The sequence below is a fragment of the Micromonospora sp. NPDC051006 genome, assembly GCF_044456245.1.
In the GTDB taxonomy this organism is placed as follows: domain Bacteria; phylum Actinomycetota; class Actinomycetes; order Mycobacteriales; family Micromonosporaceae; genus Micromonospora.
Window position 1 is genome coordinate 14,362 of sequence record NZ_JBITFP010000022.1, and the last position, 16,903, is coordinate 31,264.

The window sequence follows — 16,903 nt, forward strand, 5'->3', positions numbered from 1 at the left end:
TGATCACGACTCCGCACGGGCTCGTGCGGCGGCGATGTTGATCAGGGTTTGCCACCACCAGGCCATGGCTGTTCTCGCCCGTTCGTGCGGTCTTCCGGGTCGGCGTTTCAGCCGAGTTCGACCTACCGCGGATGTCGGCCTACCGCGACCGCCGTCGGTTCGGTTGAGCCGTCATGCGCCGGCTCCAGCCGGGGGCTCCTGGGGTTGGAGCTGTCGGGCACGCCGAGGGGCCGAGCTTCGGTTCCTGTTCGGGTGGGCCGGAGCTGGAGGACGGCGACGGAGGACAGCACGAGGGCGCCGCCGGCCAACTGCACCGGGGTCAGGGTTTCACCGAGGATGATCGTGGCCAGGGCGGCGGTGACCACGGGCTCGAAGGTGGACAGGATCGCGGCGGTCGACGGGCCGGTCTGCTTCAGGCCGGCGAAGAAGGCCAGCATCGCCACCACGGTGGAAACCACGGCGATGCAGGCCAGCCAGAACCAACCCCAGGCCCCGAAGTCGAGGTCGACCCCGCCGGTGAACAGGGCGCGGCCGCCGAGGCTGCCGGCGGCGCCAGCCATCACCAGCGCGGACAGCACCACCGGTGCCAGCCGGTGCACGACGGTGTCGGCGACGAGAATGTAGATCGTGTAGGTGATCGCGGCGGCGAAGGCCAGCAACGCCCCGAGCGGGTGGAAGCTCACGCCGCCGGCGCCGAGCAGGACCAGCAGGGTTCCGCCCGATGCGGTCACCAGCGCAGCGCCGCGTCTCGGGGTGAGCCGGTCGCGGCCGAGCAGCACCGCGCCGACGGTGACCAGGACCGGGTAGGTGTAGAGGATCAGGGCCAGCAGCGAGGCGTCCATCAGCTCCAGCGAGGAGAAGAACAGGCTCGCCTGCGTGGCGTAGCCGATGGCACCGAGCCCGATGGCGGTGGCCAGAATCCGGCCGCGCGTCATCGCCGGCCGGCCGGGCGCCTCGCTCCGCTGCTGATCCGGTGCCGCGCGGCGCAGGCCCGGCCTCACCAGCAGGAGCATCCCCAGCAGCACGGCGGCCAGGGTGAAGCGCACCAGCAACAGTGCCCCGGGCGAGACCCCGGCGTCGTAGGCGAGCTTGCCGAAGATCGCCATCGCGCCGAAGCCTGCGGCGGACAAAAGGCATAGTGCGGGACCCATGCTTCAAGGATCCGTAACCGGACTCGTCAGGTCCAGTGATGATTCTTGGAGCCAACTCGTTAGGATCCCCACATGACCGCGTTGGACCTCCGGCGGCTGCGCTTCCTGCGGGAGTTCGAGGGGCGCGGCACCTTGGCCGCGGTCGCCGCGGCGCTGGACTACAGCCCCTCCACGGTGTCCCAGCAGCTCGCCATCCTGGAGAAAGAGGTCGGTGCCCGGCTGTTCGACAAGGCCGGGCGGGGCGTACGTCTCACCGACGCCGGACACCTGCTGGCTCAGCACGCACGCGTACTGCTGTCGGCGGCCGAAGCGGCAGAGGCCGACCTGGCCGCGCTGAGCGGTGACATCCGGGGCACCGTGCGCGCCGGGGGCCTGCAATCGGCGGCCCGTCGACTGCTGGTCCCGGCTCTGGCCCGCCTGAGCGCCGATCACCCCCAGGTCCGCGTGGAGATCTTCGAGCTGGAACTCGAACAGTCCCTGCCGGGTCTGCGGCTGGGCGCGGTAGACCTGGTCATCGGCGACGAGTACGACGGTCATCCCCGGCCCCGCCCGGCCGGACTGCGCTTCACGCTCCTGCTCGAAGAGCCCCTGAAGATCGTGTTACCGGCAGCGCATCCGCTGGCCCGACCGGGAGGGCCCGTCGCGGTTGCGCAGCTGCGCTCCGACGTCTGGGCCACTTCCGCCGAGGGCACCGGTCACCACGCCATGGTCGTCGGGACCTGCCGGTCCCTCGGCGGATACGAACCCGACGTGCGGCATCGCTGCAGCGACGCTGACGTGCAGCTCGAACTCGTCCGCGCCGCGGCCGCGGTCGCCCTCATGCCGGCACTGACCCTGCCCGCCGACGACGCCGCTCTCGCGATCCGTGACGTCGCCGAAGTCGCGGTCAAGCGCCGTCTGGTCGCCGTCACCCGAGACACGCCGCCCGCCCCCGCACTGACCGCCCTCCTGACGGCCGTGACGGGTCAGGCGAACGCGGTCAGCCCCGCCGGCTCCGAGCCGAACGCCTAGACCTCCTCGGGATCGCCGGTGCGTCGTGTGCCGGACCGCACGACGCAAACTCAGGAGGCGGTTCGGATGTCGTTGACGGGGTGGTACCTCATGAGAACGACCCCGGAGGCGAAGGGTTCGGCGGACATCAGTCGCAGTCGTGCGGGCGGTTGTTCGCCGTTGAACAGCGCCTTGCCGCGGCGCAGGTACAGGGGGTGTACCAGGAGGTGGATCTCGTCGATGAGCCGGTGGTCAGCGAGGGACTGGATCACTGTGAGACTGCCGTAGACCACGATGTCCCCGCCGGGCTCGTGCTTGAGCTCGGTGATCTCGTCGGGGTCGATGCGGGCGAGTCTCCGGGTGTTCTTCCAGGTTGCGGTGTTTCCGGAGGCGGAGACGACGATCTTCTCCAGGGCGTCGATTCGCTGGGCGTAGCCTCTCACCTCGTCCGGCTCGTCGGGGTTCTGGGCGGCCAGCGGCCAGTAGCCGGCGAAGTCGCCGTGCGTGACCCGGCCCAGCATCAGGCTGCCGGCGTTCTCCACCAGGTCACGCTCGTACTTCTGCAGCTGGTCGTCGACCAGCAGCCAGTCCATCTCGTCGTCCGGGCCGGCGACGAACCCGTCGAGGGTGGTCCACATCGACACGACAATCTTGCGCATCTCTCGTCCTCCGTCATGGTGCGTGGGCTGCGCTGGCTATTGGCCGCCGCTGAGCGCGGATCGGACGGGTTCCGGTGTCCGCGCCGGGAACCGTTCCTGGAAATCGACGACTCCGACCCACGTGGGGCGCAGGCCGATCCGGACCATCCGCAGGCCCGGCTTGTCTATCGCCTTCAGGTAGGCGTCGCCCACCTCGTCGCCCATTCCCGCACGCTGGATAACGGCGTACTCGGGCAGGACGCCCTGGACCTCCATCAGGGTGACCTTCCCGCGCAGCATGAGCACCTCCGGGAGCCCGTCCGCGGTGTCGATGCAGATCGCCACGTCCGGCCGTGCGCGCAGGTCACGGATCTTGTAGGTGCCAGCGAACGCGCCGACAACCAACTCTTCGCCGGTCCACAGGAAGTTCACCGGGATCAACCGCGGCGTGCCGTCCCTGCTGGTGTAGGCCAGGCGTGCCAGGGGCGCGACGAGCAGGCGCTGCGCCAACGGGGTGTCCAGCAGCTTCAGGTCACCTTGCGGCAGGCTCGCCGCCTCGGTGTTGGGCAGGCTCATGAGAGCCACGCTAGAGGGCTAACTCCTACGGAACAAGTAGAACTCCTAAATTAGGATCCAGGTAGGCTGGACGTCATGAGCGGCGTGCGTAGCTATGGGGATCCGTGCGGTGTCGCGCGTGGACTGGACGTCGTCGGCGAGCGATGGGCGCTGCTGGTGGTACGCGACCTCCTGCTCGGCCCGAGACGCTTCAACGACTTGCTCGGCGGCCTACCGGGCGTGAGCCCGAACGTGCTCAGCCAGCGGCTGCGCCAGCTGACCGAGCACGGAGTCGTGCAACGGCGGGACCTGGGCCCGCCGACGCGGGTCCACCTCTACGAACTCACCGAATGGGGCCGCGCCCTGGAGCCCGTCCTCCTGCAGTTCGGCCGCTGGGGGAGCCAGTCCCCGCAACGACCGGAAGGCGCTCTCGGCATCGACTCCCTGCTGCTGAGCATCAAAGCGACCTTCGATCCGGCGCGAGCCGCGGACCTGCGCGGCGTCTATGAGTTCTACATCGACGCCGACACCTACCTCGCCGAAGTCGCCGACGACTCGGTCCAGATCCGCCGCGGCACGGCGCCCGACCCCGATGCGACGCTCACCACCGACCTCGACACCCTCCGTGCCGTCTGCGGCCACCAGATCACCATGGCAGCGGCACTGGGCGCCGGCACGCTGCGCCTGAGCGGTGACGAGCACGCCAGGCAGCGTCTCACCGAACTTCTCCTGGCCCCGTTCACCCCCGCACCTCAGCCAGCCAAGACCTGACGTGGTGACTACGCTGTCCGTTCAGGACGGGTACGTGTTGCCAGGCGTCGTTGCGATCACGACATCGGCTACCGGCTGCCAGCCGAGCGTTCTGTACAGACGTTGACCGTCCTCGCTCGCGATGAGAATGCCGTGTTCGGCGCCTTCTTCGATCGCGGAACTGACTAGTGCACTCATGACCGCGCTGGCTAGGCCCTTGCGGCGATGAGCTGGCATGGTCTCGATCCGGTCTGCGACCGCATCCGTACCGGCCACACCCATCGTGCCGCGGGCGCCGACCTCTCCCGGCTCGTGCCGAACCGTGGCCGTGACCACGCTGTCGCCGCGGTGCGAATCGACCTGGGTCAGGAGCCGGTACGGTGCCACCGGCATGTTCTGCTGATGCCTGCGAAGATCGGCTGTCATCAGCAGTTCCGAGTGCTTGAGCACGATCAGGCCGGCGGCCGTCAGAGCCGAGGCCGCCCTCGCTGGGTCGGTGGTGGGCACGGTCAGCCATGTGACGGCGTCCTCGCCGGCGACCAGCTCAGCCAGCGTGGTGAGCGACGCGAGGTCCTCGCCGGCATCGAGGGCGACATACTCGATGTCGCGGCCGGGTTGCATGCACCGGACCCGTAACGCGCCGCCCACGTCTTCGGCGACGGGCAGATGGCGCGCCACGCCCCAGCCGCGCTGCCAGCGGACGATGAGATCTCGCAGGTTGCTCACCCACTGAGTAGATCACTTGCACGGAAGCTACCCGCATCCCGTGCCGAGCCGGTGGCGGCCGCCTCCACCGAGACGGTGGCCGCCACCGGCGCGGGCATCACAGGTTGGCGCAGTACCCGATGCTGAAGGTGCTGGCGCCCGCGGGCAGGACCCGGTTCCAGCCCACGCCGCTGATCCGGTAGCTACCGCCGCCCATCGGCTCGCGCTCGAAGTTCCAGGCGTTGTAGATGTCGCCTTCGAGGTTGACCACGGCGTGCCACTCGACGGGCTTGTCGCCTCGGTTGGTGGCGGTGATGGTGGCGCAGTAACCGCCGCCGTCGTCCGACGTCCACGCGGTGAAGCGGGTCGTCACGACATCCACGTTGGAGCCCGCTACCAGCCGGCCCACGCCCCACCTGGCGGTGCTCTGGTAACCCACGCCCTCCTGCTCGGCCCAGTTGCGGATCGCCGTCCGGGTGCCGTTCGACGCGTCGTTGACCTGGAAGTCCAGGCCGTGGAACGTGTCGAGGCCGCCGTACTCCAGCAGGCTGATCGCGGCCTCGACGGTGTAGCCCGTCCCGGTGCGGACGGCCGCGCTCTGCAACCGGCTCCCCTGGAACGTCTCGTCACCCGTGCCGAACGAGACGACGTTGTCGGCATTGATCCGGATCTGGGTGTCGTCGTAGCGGTAGGCGCCGTTCTTGGCGTTGCCGGCGTCGACGTAGAACTCGACCGAGTCCTGCGTCCACGGGTCGGAGCCGGAGACGTCCACCACCGGGTCGGCGACCTCGGCGAGCACGTAGAGCGTCTGGCCCCGCCAGAGGGTCCGGACGGTGGCGGTCGCGCCGTCGGTGCCGGACACCTGCTTGGCCGTGGTCACCATTCCCGCGTGGGCCCAGGCCGCGTCGACCGTGCCGTCGATGACCAGCGCGCTGGCGACCTGGCGCACCTCCAGGTACGACAGCTCCTCGACCAGGGTGAGGGTGCCGACCGCGCCGGGGCTGTTCCAACCGGACGTGGCGCCGTTGTCGGTGACCCGCACGTCCAGGGTGAGCGTGTCGCCCCGGACGGCGCCGGCCAGCGGCAGGTGGGCGACCAGATGGTAACCGCCGTCCCGGGTGGCCGCCACGGCCGGCACCGTACCGCTGCCGTCCCGGGAGACCTGGTAGGTCTCGCCGTTCAACACGAAACTGACCCGGTCGTCGGCGGAGACGGTCGTGTCGGTGACCGTGACGTACGCCGTCAGGTGCCCCGGCGCCCAGCGCAGCTGGAACCGCGCCCGGTCCCCGACGGGGTGCGGCGGCAGCTTGCGCCAGGCCAGGTCGGTGGTCGCGGCAGCGGTGAGGGGTACGTCGCCGGCGAAGACGTCGGCGGTCCTCAGCCGGGCGGGCAGCTCGCCGTCCACCGCCCCGTGGTAGGCGGGCTTGGCTTTCAGGTTGTCGTCGAAGAGCAGCGGCGCGCCGCTGCCGGCCCGCCACGACCGGCCGTCGGTGAGGCCCCAGACGGTGACGGCGAACAGGTCGTCGCCGTGCGCCCGGAAGATCCGGAAGGCGTCCCGGTAGTAGTAGCCCTGCTCGATCAGGTTCGCCTGGGTCACCGGGGTGCCCGTCGTGACGTCCAGTTCGGTGACGGCCTGCGTCACGGGCAGGTCCCCGAACGCCTCCAGCGCGCCCTCCAGGCTGCTGACCGGCGTGGCCAGCGATACGTGGAACTGGTGGCCCACACCGCCGATCGGCACGCCGCGCGCGAGCAGCCGCTCGACGAGGGCCCGGTAGCGGGCCTGCTTGCCGCTCTGCTCCGTGTTGTAGTCGTTGATGAAGAGGGTGACCGGGTCGGCGCCCTCGGCGGCGTAGACGTCGTTGAACGCCTCGTCCGCGTACTCGAACGTGAGGTCGATGTAGCTCTCACCGAGGATCCGGTACCACTCGCTGCGGCGCAGCCCGTCGGCGTACTCGCCGCTGTCGCTGATCACCTCGTTGACCGCGTCGAACGCGTACAGCGGGTTGGTGGGGGAGCCGAAGGGGCCGTACCGTTCGCTGAGCGACTCGGCGACGGCGAAGATGTGGGTGCGCAGCCGGTCACGCAGCACCTGCCGGTGGGCCTCGGAGGTGGTCAGCGGCTGGCCGGCCGAGTCCTGGAAGAACCAGGCCGGGGTCTGGCTGTGCCAGACCAGCACGTGACCGTAGACCCGCAGGTCGTTGTCCCGGGCGAAGTCCATCAGGGCGAGCGCCTGGTCGTGCGGGCGGAAGGTGCGCTCGTCGTCGTACCAGGCCTCGGGCTTCATGTGGTTCTCGGGCGTGATCTGGTTGAAGTGCCGGGTCAGCAGCTGGGCGGCCGCCCCCACCGTCTCGCGGCTGTCGACCGCGACGCCGACCGGGAAGTCGGTGGTCTCGTGGATGCCGGTGAGGTCCTCGACGACCGGGGGCTCCGGCACCCGTACGACGATGTCGTCGACGAGGAAGTCGCTGGTGTTGCCGGTCGTGTCCGCGCCCTGCCAGCGGCTCTCGAAGTAGAGGAAGGCGCTGTCCGCGGCTGGCATGGTGAAGCTGCCGGTCACCTCGGTCCACCCGGTGTTGGTGACGGTGTCGAATTGGGCGAGGGTGCTGAACGACTGGCTGCCGCCGGTGGTGCTGGCGAGGCTGAGCCAGATCTGGTCGGTCGGCTGGCCTTCGGCGAATCGCAGCCACGCCCGGAACGCGTAGGTCACACCCGTCTCGAACAGGCCGGTCACGTCGCGGCCGAGGCCGGCGCCCTGGTTGACCCGATCGGTGACCAGAGCCGCGGCGGCGCCGCTGTGCGCGATGTCGCTGAGCGTGACCCGTGGGGCGCCCGGGCCGCCGTCGCGCGGGCCCCAGCCGTCCAGCCCGTCCTCGAAGTCGGTGTCGATGACGACGGTGCCGGGCGCCGGTCCTCCCGGCCCGCCGTCCGGTCCAGTGATCACGACGTCGTCGACGAGGAACGGGGTGGTTCCGTCCGCCTCGACGTAGAGGGTGGCGGAGCTGAGGCCGGCGGGCAGGGTGTAGTCGCCGCCGATCCGGACCCAGCCGGCCGCGGTGGCGGTGACGCTTCCGCCGATCCAGGTGTACGTGTTGTCACCCCCGTTGGCCGGGGTCGCCTCGACGGTGAAGTGCACGCCGGCGCTGCCCTCGGTGCCGGCCGGGAGCTTGGCCCAGGCGGTGACCGAGTACGGCGTGGAGGGCTCGAACAGAGCGGTCGCGCTCGTGGCGGGGCCCTGCCAGTTGGCCGTGCGGCCGGTGACCGAGAGGCTTTTCTGACTCTCGTGGCCTTCGTCGGCAATGGCGAGGATCACGTCACCACGTGGGCCCCAGGGGCTGTACGAGCCGGTTTCGAAGGTGGTGGAGAGGACGGTCGCGGCGGCGGCGGGCGTGGGCGCCACCGCGAGGGCGGCGACGAGCGCGGCCAAGCAGAGCACGGCCAGCTGTCGCGACCGGCGTCGTGTTCGACGAGACGAATGCCAGAGTCGCATCGGGGGTCCTTACGGCGATCGGAGAGCGTCGGCGGGTTGGTGCTGGCACTGGGGTGAGGACTTCCAAGTGCGTGAATGTTATGGCGACGCTTGCTTTTCCGGAACGTTTCGAAGAAGTTTCGGGCCAAAGGGCTCTGGTGAAGCAACAGTCAAGCCTGACTTTTTCTGCGGCGTGATTTCGCGATGTTCTCAATCCAGGCACATCGATCTAGATGTTCGTCCATGGCTGGGCTAACGTGCGGCCTCACCAGATCAAGGAGGCGTGCCGTGGCTCAACCTCCCGACCCACCCAGGACAGTCACCCAGGTCGAACAGTTCGGCTACCGACAGGAACTGAGTCGGACCCTCAGCTTCACCGACCTGCTCGTCTACGGGCTGATCTTCATGGTGCCGATCGCCCCCTTCGGCATCTTCGGCAGCGTGTACGCCGGCTCCGGCGGCATGGTCGCGCTGGCCTACATCATCGGCATGGTGGCGATGATGTTCACCGCCCTGTCGTACGCGCAGATGGTCCGCGCGTTCCCCATGGCCGGCTCGGTCTACAGCTACGCCGGTCGCGGCATCGCACCGCCCGCCGGCTTCCTCGCCGGCTGGGTGATCCTGCTCGACTACGTCCTCGTGCCCGGTCTGCTCTACCTGGTGGCCAGCGTGGCCATGCACTCCCTCGTGCCCGGCGTGCCGGTGTGGGCGTGGCTGGCGGCCTTCGTCGTGCTCAACACCGTCGTCAACTACTTCGGCATCCGGATGACCGCCCGGGTCAGCCGGGTGATGCTCGCCGCCGAGCTGGTCATCCTCGTGATCTTCCTGGTCGTCGGCGTGATCGCGCTGGCGCAGGGCAAGGGTGCGGGCTTCTCGCTCCGGCCACTGTTCGACGCGGACACCTTCTCCTGGCCGCTGGTCTTCGGTGCGGTGTCGATCGCCGTGCTCTCCTTCCTCGGCTTCGACGGGATCTAAATGCTGGCCGAGGAGAGCCGCGAGGAGGCCCGGCAGATCGGCCGGGCGATGATCGCGGCGCTGCTGCTGGCCGGCGCCCTGTTCGTCGTGCAGACGTGGGTCGCGGCCCTGCTGGTGCCGGACGCGGCCGGCCTGCTCGACAACGGCGACCCCGAGGGAACCGCGTTCTACGACGCGGCCCGGGCGGCAGGCGGGGGCTGGTTGGCCGGGCTGACCGCCCTGGCCACCGCGATCGCCTGGGGCTTCGCCAACTCCCTGGTGGCGCAGGCCGCGACCTCCCGCCTGCTCTACGCGATGGCCCGCGACCGGCAGATGCCGCGCTTCCTCGCCCGGATCAACCCGAAACACAAGGTGCCGGCCAACGCCTCCCTGCTGGTCGCCGCCATCTCCCTGGCGCTCGGCCTCTACATGGCCAGCCGGGACGACGGCATCTCGCTGCTGTCCACCCTGGTCAACTTCGGCGCCATGACCGCGTTCCTGGCGCTGCACGTCTCCGTCGTGACCCACTACGTCGTGCGCAACCGCAGCCGGGACTGGTTGCGACATCTCGTGGTGCCGGTGATCGGGTTCCTGATCCTGCTCTACGTCGTCATCAACGCCAAGGTCGCCGCCCAGGTGCTCGGCTTCGTCTGGTTGGGCGTCGGGCTGCTGGTCCTGCTGGCCTTCTACCTGACGGGCCGGCGTCCCGAGCTCGCCGCGCTCGCCGAAGTCGCCCACGACAGCACCGACGAGCCGGTGAAGGAGCCGCAGTGAACACGGACGTGGTGAAGTACCGGCCGGAGCCGGACGAACTCTCCTACACCTTCGGCGGGCGCGAGGCGGTGTTGCGGGTGCGCCCGGGCACGATCCTCGAGCTGTACACCGAGGACTGCTTCGGCGGCCGGGTCCGGAGCACCGGCGACCTGCCGTCGCAGGTCTGCCAGTTCCCGTACCTCAACCCGGTGACCGGGCCGATCCACATCGAGGGCGCCGAGCCCGGGGACACCCTCGCCGTGCACTTCATCTCCATCGAGCCGGCCCGGGACTGGGCCGTGTCCACCACCTTTCCGCACTTCGGCGCGCTCACCGGCACCCACACCACGGCGACGCTGCAACCCCCGCTCGACGAGGTGGTCTGGCGGTACGACGTCGACGTCGCCGCCGGCACGGCGACGTACCGGGCACGCCGGCGCGACTACACGGTGGCGCTGCCGCTGGATCCGATGCACGGCACCGCGGGCGTGGCACCGGGTGCCTTCGAGGCGCGGATGACGATCACCCCGGACGCGCACGGCGGCAACATGGACACCCCGGAACTGCGGGCCGGAGTCACCGCGTACTTCGGCGTGAACGTGTCGGGAGCGCTCTTCGCCCTCGGTGACGGGCACTGCCGGCAGGGTCATGGCGAGGTGTGCGGCACCGGCATCGAGGCGGCCATGAACACCACGGTCGTGGTGGACGTCGTCAAGGGGGTCGGCACCCCGTGGCCGCGGCTGGAGTCGGACGACGCACTGATGTCCACCGGCTCGGCCCGTCCGCTGGAGGACGCCTACCGAATCAGCCAGCACGACCTGGTCACCTGGACCGCCGAGCTGGTCGGGCTGGACCAGCTCGACGCGTACCAACTGGTCAGCCAGGCCGGTGAGGCTCCGGTCGGCAACGTGTGCGACACGAACTACACGATGGTGGCGAAGGTGGACAAGCGCTATCTGGGCGGGGTCGGCGGGTACGAGGGGATGCATGCCCGGCTGCGTGAGACGGCCCGCCACTATCTGACCCACCGCTGACGGGGCGGGGCCGGCCGGGTCGCCCCCGGCCGGTCTCGCCACCCGGTGAGGTGGCTGCCCCAGCGCTACCGGTGCGCCGGCCCTGTGGCAGCACCTGCGTTCACGGCCCAGGGGGCCAGCCCCGCCCGATCTTGAGCTACCGCACGGCGGGCCGGTCTGGTGAGGCACGCCCGCATGCCGAGCATTCCTCAGAAGTGGGTCCCGAGCCGGCTGCGGAATCGGTGACGAAACGTGGCTGTTCATGCACTCCCAGTAGTTTCACCCATAGCGCGCCGCTCTCTGTCTCGTTTCGCCTTTGAGCGGCGTGGATCCAGGTTCCACGTCCAGCACCTGCTTGAGCTGAACGGGGGAAGCGATGGGACCTGTCTGGCGACGACTGTCGGTGGCATCGGTGGGGTTACTGGTGGCTGGCGCGGCCGTTCTGGGGCCGGCGCGGCCGGCGCTCGCGGCTCCGGGCGATGCCGCTGCGCGAGGCGTTGTAGTCGACCTGGTCGGGGACCCTGGCGACGATTCGGTCCAGGCCCAGGGCACCTTTGGAAGCGTGGCCGCCCCGCCCGGTGGCGGTACGGACGACGAGACGTCGGTGGACGTCACCCTCGCTGATCCGGAGAACGTGGTCACCACCGGCACGGTCGCGGAGGTCACCGCCACCCGCGGGCCGACCACGTCGTCCGCCTCGTCCGAGCTCGCCAACTTCGCGCTGAGCGTCCTCGGCGTCGAGGTGCTGGACGTCTCCGGGTTGGAGGTCACCGCGCAGTGCAGGGCCGGCAACACCAGCGCCGGAGCCACCGGCGAGGACATCGCGGTCTTCGGTCAGCAGATCACCATCCGGGACACGGCCCAGGAGTTCGCCGCGAACGTCACCGTCACCGGTCTGACCAACGCCACGTTGCGCGCCGTCGTCGATCGCCAACTCACCGGCACGCCGAACAACGTGATCGCCATCAACGTGCGCGCGCTGCTCTCCGTCTCCGGCCTCGATGGCGCTGAACCGGTGCAGTTCTCGCTCGGGCAGGTGATCCTCGCCGAAGCCTCCTGCCAGAGCCCGACGGCGGTGCCGCCGACGGCGTCGGCGATCTCGCCGAATTCCGGCCCGCAATCGGGTGGCCAGCCGGTGACGATCTCCGGCACCGGCTTCGTGCCGAACGCCACGGTGGTGACGTTCGACGACGTGGCCGCCACCAATGTGGTCGTGACCGCCGACGGAACGTCGTTGACGGCCGTGACGCCGCCGGGGACGGTCGGCCCGGCGGTGGTGGTGGTCACCACGGCCGGTGGCTCGACGCCCGCGTTGTCGTACACCTATCTGGCCGACGGCACCGGCGCTGAGGTAACCGGTCTGACGCCGGAGGAGGGGCCGACCGTCGGCGGCACGACGGTGACAATCACGGGTTCCGGGTTCACCGGGGCAACCGGGGTGACCTTTGCCGAGGTGGCCGGCACCGGCTTCGCCGTCAACCCGGCCGGCACCACGATCACGGTGGTCACCCCGCCGAACCCGGCGGGTCCGGCGACCGTCGAGTTGGTCTTTCCCGCCGGTACCTCCAACGCCGGCACGTTCACCTACCGGGCGGTCGCGGTCGTACCGAGCATCGAGTCGCTCTCCCCGGACCAGGGCAGCACGGCGGGCGGCACCGTCGTGACCGTCCGGGGCAGCGGGTTCGTCCGGGGCCAGACCACGGTCGGCATCTGCGGACGGACGATCGCCGGGGGTGAGGTCACCGTCGCGGCGGACGCCGGGTCGTTGACGTTCCGCACGCCGCCATGCGCGGCGGGCAGGGCCGGGTTCCGGGTGACCACGCCGGGTGGTACGTCGAACGAGGTCGCGTTCCACTACCAGGCAAACCTGCCGGTCACCGGCGCCTCGCTCGGCCTGCCCGTCGCGGCCGGCCTCACCATGCTGCTCAGCGGCGCGGTGCTGCTGCTGGCGACTCGCCGCCGCAGGCAGAGCGTCTGGCCGGCCTGACCCAGCCGTGGGCCCGCGGGGGGGGGGGGGGGCGGGCCCCGCCCGGGGGGGGGGGGGGGCGGCGCCCCCCCCCCCCCGCGCCCCGTCGGCAACCCCCGGGGGGGCCCCGGCGCCCCCCGCGGGGGCGGCCGGCCCCACCATGCGGCGCGGGGGGGGGGTGCGGCGGGGGGCCCCGCGCCCCCGCCGGCGCGGCGGGGGCCCCGCCCCCCCCCGCGGCCCCGGGGGGGGGCGGCGGCCCCACGGCCCGAGCCGGTGCGGGTGACGAGGAGCCGCCGCTCGCACCCGGCGGCATTTCGACAACGACGTAGGCGCCCCGGAAGCCGCCAGGCGAGGCGCCCGGACCTTACAAGCGAGGGGGTCGCCGGCGACTGGTGATCGGCGTGCCGCACCCCTGACGGCGATAGCATTCGGTGGTGCGTTCCCTGACGTCGAAGCGTCTACGACTTCGCGAATGGTGTGACGACGACGCCGACTTCGTCCTCGACCTGTGCTCGCGGTGGGAGGTGCAACGCTTCATCGGAGCCAAGCCCCGCGTCATCCACGACCACGACGAGGCGTTGGCGACCATCGCGCGCTGGCGTGGGCGCGAGGAAGGGATGCACGGTGTCTGGGCGGTCGAGGACCGCCACAGCGGACAACTGCTGGGTACGCTCCTGCTCGTCGGCATCCTGGCTTCCAGCGATCGAGAGCCATTGCCGCCAACGGGCGAAACGGAGATCGGCTGGTACTTCCACCCCCACGCGTGGGGGCACGGCTACGCCGGCGAAGCCGCACAGACGGTCCTGCGGTACGCATTCGACGCGGGCCTGCAGACAGTCCTTGCCGTGACCCATCCCGACAACACCGCCTCGCAGGCTGTCTGCCGGCGGCTGGGCATGGAACACCGCGGGCAGACCCGTCGGTACTACAACATGACATGCGAACTTTTCGCCGTGACCAAGCCACCAGGGTCACCGGGCACTGAGAGCTCCTAGCGGAGCGTTCATCTGCCGGCGGCGCTTGCGGGCCGCGGCAGCAGCGCGCAGGTCGTGGACGGCCGCGCCTCGGATGCCGTGCTCGGCGCTGAGAGCCGGTTCGTCGGCCAGATCGGAGCGCCCTCACGGAGGCTCTGGTGTAGGCCGGGTCGTGCCGCGCGGCTCATCGAAGCCGAGAGCGTCACCGGCGTATCGTCGGGTCCGCCCGCTATGCCCCGCAACCGCCTCGACCTACACCCGGAGTCGGGTGTCTTCGAAAAGTTTCGGGCGGCTTGTCGATTGGGGTTGATCCTTTTCGTAGCCCTGGTGAGGGGCCGGCACCGAGCCGGCCGTGCACCTACTGGAGGCCACGATGACCACCACTGCGAACACGACCCGCGCCACCACGTCGAGCATCGGTGCGCTGATCCTGACCGGTATCGTCGCCGCGGTTGCCGCGAGCGCGGCCACCATGGCCGTCGCCGCCGCCGGCCACGCGGCGGGGGTCAGCCTCGACATGGCCGGCGCCCCGATTCCGGTCGCGGGGTTCGGCGTGTTGACCGCTGCTTTTTCGCTGATCGGCCTGGTCATCGCCGCGCTGCTGTCCCGTTTCGCCCGGCGTCCGCGGCGCACGTTCGTCCGCACCACGGTGGCGCTGACCGTCCTGTCGCTGGTGCCGGACGTGATCGCCGACGCGGGAGCGGGCACCAAAGCGCTGCTGATGCTCACCCACCTGGTCGCGGCCGCGATCGTGATCCCCGCTGTCGCGCGCCGCCTGGCCGCGTGACCTGTCACCATCCCACCGTCGAGCTACCGGAGGACCGTCATGAAGCAGTACCTGCTTTCCGTGCATTTCGTCGAGGGCGCGCCCGCGCCGTCCGACGAGGAGATGCAAACCATGTTCAGGGAGACCGATCGGATCAACGACGAACTGCAGGCCGCGGGCGCCTGGGTCTTCGCCGGAGGACTCCTGTCGCCGGACAGCGCCACCGTCGTCCGGATCGACAACGGCACCACCACCATGAGCGATGGGCCGTTCGCCGAGACGAAGGAGCACATCGCCGGATTCTGGATCATCAAGTGCGCCGACCTGGACCAGGCGTTGGCCTGGGCCGAGAAGTGCGCCGCGGCCTGCGGCCCGATAGAGGTGCGCCCCTTCGACGACCTGTCCCAAGCCTGAACAGAAGCCGGTCACCCGAAATGGATCTGGCGAGCATCTACCGCGCGGAGTACGGCCGCTGCGTCGCCACCCTGGCCCGCCTCCTCGGTGACATCAACCTCGCCGAGGAGGCGGTCCAAGACGCCTTCACCACGGCGCTGCAGAAGTGGCAGACCCCGCCGCCGAACCCGGGCGCCTGGATCGTGACCACCGCACGCAACCGGGCCGTCGACCGGCTCCGCCGGGAGTCGACACGCGAGGCCCGGCACGCACAGGCCCTGCTGCTGCACCAACAGGACGAGCCCCAGGAGGTGGGACCGGTGAAAGACGACCAGCTGCGACTCATCTTCACCTGCTGCCACCCGGCGCTCGCTCCTGATGCGCGGACCGCCCTCACGCTGCGCCTGCTCGGCGGCCTCGAAGTACCGGAGATCGCCCGGGCCTACCTGATCCAGGAGGCGACCGTCGCCCAGCGAATCGTGCGCGCCAAGAAGAAGATCCGCGACGCCGGCATTCCTTACCGGGTACCCGCCGAACATGAGCTGCCGGACCGGCTGCCGCCCGTGCTCACCGTGCTCTACCTGATGTTCAACGAGGGCTACGCGTCCACCGCCGGGCAGCTGATCAGAACGGACCTGTGCACCGAGGCGATCCGGCTCGCCCGCGAGCTCGCCGCGTTGATGCCCGACGAGCCCGAGGTCCTCGGCCTGCTCGCCCTGCTGCTGCTGACCGAGGCGCGCCGCCCGGCCCGGCTCGACCCGACCGGCGAACTGGTGCTGCTGGCCGACCAGGACCGCTCGTTGTGGAACCGGGCACTCATCGTCGAGGGCCACGACCTGGTCCGCCGTTGCCTGCGGCGCAACCGGCCCGGCCCGTACCAGATCCAGGCCGCGATCAGCGCGGTGCACACCGACGGCGCCGCCACCGACTGGCCGCAGGTCCTGGCACTCTACGACCAGCTCCTCGCGCTCGCGCCGACCCCGATCGTCGCGCTCAACCGCGCGGTCGCCGTCGCCGAGGTGCACGGACCGGCGGTGGCCCTCGCCGCGCTGGAGGACGTCGATCTCCCGGGCTATCACCGGCTGCCCGCCACCCGGGCCGAACTGCTGACCCGGCTCGGACGCGACGCGGAGGCCCGAGCCGCCTACGACGAGGCCATGGGACTGGCCACCAACGAGACCGAGCGCGCCTTCCTGCAGACCCGTCGTACCCAACTCACCCGCACAAGGAGAGCACCATGACCGCTACCTACACCTTCGACGTCTTCTCCAGCCTCGACGGCTTCGGCACCAACAGCGGCGCCTGGGGCGGCTACTGGGGTAAGCAGGGCCCCGAACTGCTCGAGCACCGCCTCGCCATGTACGGCGAGGAGCAGCGGATGGTCTTCGGGGCCGACACGTACCGGGTGTTCGCGCGGATGCTGGCCGCGAGCACCGACGAGTCCGAGGTCCGTGACGCCTGGGTCACCCGGATGAGGAGCCTCCCGGCGACGGTGGTGTCGAGCACCCTGGAAGAACCCCTGGACTGGCCGGACGCGACCGTCGTGAGCGGTGACGCCGTCGACGCCGTCGCCCGGCTCAAGGAGGAGTCCGAGGTGCCCTTGCGCTCGCACGGCAGCCTGTCGTTGAACCGGGCGCTGATGGCCGCCGGTCTGGTCGACCGCGTCCAGGTGACGTTCTTCCCGGTGATCAGTGGTCAGACCGGGACGGAGCCGATCTTCCAGGGGGCGGCCGACTTCGACCTGGAGCTGATCGAGAGCCGGACACTCGACGGTCGCACCCAGGAACTCACCTACCGGCCCACCCTGCATGTCTGAGTCCGCGCTTCAT

14 protein-coding genes and 1 pseudogene are annotated in these 16,903 nt (G+C 70.4%); 10 read left to right on the forward strand and 5 right to left on the reverse strand.

Annotated elements, in window-relative coordinates; genetic code table 11:
- Window positions 1–122: 122 nt before the first annotated feature.
- Complete coding sequence (locus ACIBBA_RS26255; RefSeq protein WP_396700592.1) at window positions 123–1,151, reverse strand: DMT family transporter; 1,029 nt, start codon at window positions 1,149–1,151, stop codon at window positions 123–125.
- A gap of 72 nt (window positions 1,152–1,223) precedes the next feature.
- Here ACIBBA_RS26255 and ACIBBA_RS26260 point away from each other — a divergent pair, with 72 nt between their 5' ends.
- Window positions 1,224–2,162, forward strand: a complete 939-nt coding sequence (locus tag ACIBBA_RS26260; RefSeq protein WP_396700593.1) for a LysR family transcriptional regulator — start codon at window positions 1,224–1,226, stop codon at window positions 2,160–2,162.
- 50 nt (window positions 2,163–2,212) lie between these two features.
- On the opposite strand, the gene ACIBBA_RS26265 is transcribed toward ACIBBA_RS26260, so the two are convergent.
- Window positions 2,213–2,800: a dihydrofolate reductase family protein gene (locus ACIBBA_RS26265; RefSeq protein ID WP_396700594.1), complete on the reverse strand. Its 588-nt coding sequence runs from the start codon at window positions 2,798–2,800 to the stop codon at window positions 2,213–2,215.
- 36 nt (window positions 2,801–2,836) lie between these two features.
- A complete protein-coding gene (locus ACIBBA_RS26270; RefSeq protein ID WP_396700595.1) occupies window positions 2,837–3,355 on the reverse strand; it encodes a pyridoxamine 5'-phosphate oxidase family protein in 519 nt (172 codons plus the stop codon).
- 75 nt (window positions 3,356–3,430) lie between these two features.
- Between ACIBBA_RS26270 and ACIBBA_RS26275 the strand changes: the two genes are divergently transcribed.
- On the forward strand, window positions 3,431–4,105 hold the full coding sequence (locus tag ACIBBA_RS26275) for a winged helix-turn-helix transcriptional regulator (protein WP_396700596.1): 675 nt from the start codon (window positions 3,431–3,433) through the stop codon (window positions 4,103–4,105).
- Window positions 4,106–4,126: 21 nt separating this feature from the next.
- On the opposite strand, the gene ACIBBA_RS26280 is transcribed toward ACIBBA_RS26275, so the two are convergent.
- Both ACIBBA_RS26280 and ACIBBA_RS26285 read right to left on the reverse strand, forming a co-directional pair.
- Window positions 4,127–4,810, reverse strand: a complete 684-nt coding sequence (locus tag ACIBBA_RS26280) for a GNAT family N-acetyltransferase (RefSeq protein ID WP_396700597.1) — start codon at window positions 4,808–4,810, stop codon at window positions 4,127–4,129.
- 97 nt (window positions 4,811–4,907) lie between these two features.
- Entirely contained in the window at window positions 4,908–8,276 is a 3,369-nt protein-coding gene (locus ACIBBA_RS26285; protein ID WP_396700598.1) for an endo-1,4-beta-xylanase, read from the reverse strand.
- Between the two features lie 222 nt (window positions 8,277–8,498).
- On the opposite strand from ACIBBA_RS26285, the pseudogene ACIBBA_RS26290 reads away from it, so the two are divergent.
- The 8 genes and pseudogenes from ACIBBA_RS26290 to ACIBBA_RS26325 all read left to right on the forward strand — a co-directional run bounded on the left by ACIBBA_RS26290 (window position 8,499) and on the right by ACIBBA_RS26325 (window position 16,890).
- Window positions 8,499–9,983, forward strand: a pseudogene (locus ACIBBA_RS26290) (APC family permease).
- A complete protein-coding gene (locus ACIBBA_RS26295; RefSeq protein ID WP_396700599.1) occupies window positions 9,980–10,996 on the forward strand; it encodes an acetamidase/formamidase family protein in 1,017 nt (338 codons plus the stop codon). The pseudogene ACIBBA_RS26290 and the gene ACIBBA_RS26295 overlap by 4 nt, the downstream one beginning before the upstream one ends.
- Window positions 10,997–11,537: 541 nt before the next feature.
- Window positions 11,538–12,962, forward strand: coding sequence for an IPT/TIG domain-containing protein (locus tag ACIBBA_RS26300; RefSeq protein ID WP_396700600.1), 1,425 nt, complete (start codon window positions 11,538–11,540; stop codon window positions 12,960–12,962).
- Window positions 12,963–13,375: 413 nt separating this feature from the next.
- Window positions 13,376–13,936 carry a GNAT family N-acetyltransferase gene (locus ACIBBA_RS26305; RefSeq protein WP_396700601.1) on the forward strand — a complete coding sequence of 187 codons (561 nt, stop codon included), beginning with the start codon at window positions 13,376–13,378 and terminating at the stop codon, window positions 13,934–13,936.
- Window positions 13,937–14,288: 352 nt separating this feature from the next.
- Window positions 14,289–14,702: a DUF6069 family protein gene (locus ACIBBA_RS26310; RefSeq protein WP_396700602.1), complete on the forward strand. Its 414-nt coding sequence runs from the start codon at window positions 14,289–14,291 to the stop codon at window positions 14,700–14,702.
- 39 nt (window positions 14,703–14,741) lie between these two features.
- Window positions 14,742–15,095, forward strand: coding sequence for a YciI family protein (locus ACIBBA_RS26315; protein WP_396700603.1), 354 nt, complete (start codon window positions 14,742–14,744; stop codon window positions 15,093–15,095).
- A gap of 20 nt (window positions 15,096–15,115) precedes the next feature.
- Window positions 15,116–16,315, forward strand: a complete 1,200-nt coding sequence (locus tag ACIBBA_RS26320; protein ID WP_396700604.1) for an RNA polymerase sigma factor — start codon at window positions 15,116–15,118, stop codon at window positions 16,313–16,315.
- Window positions 16,312–16,890 (forward strand): dihydrofolate reductase family protein, encoded by a 579-nt coding sequence (locus ACIBBA_RS26325; protein WP_396700605.1) that lies wholly within the window; start codon window positions 16,312–16,314, stop codon window positions 16,888–16,890. Before ACIBBA_RS26320 ends, ACIBBA_RS26325 begins: the two co-directional genes overlap by 4 nt.
- Window positions 16,891–16,903: the final 13 nt, after the last annotated feature.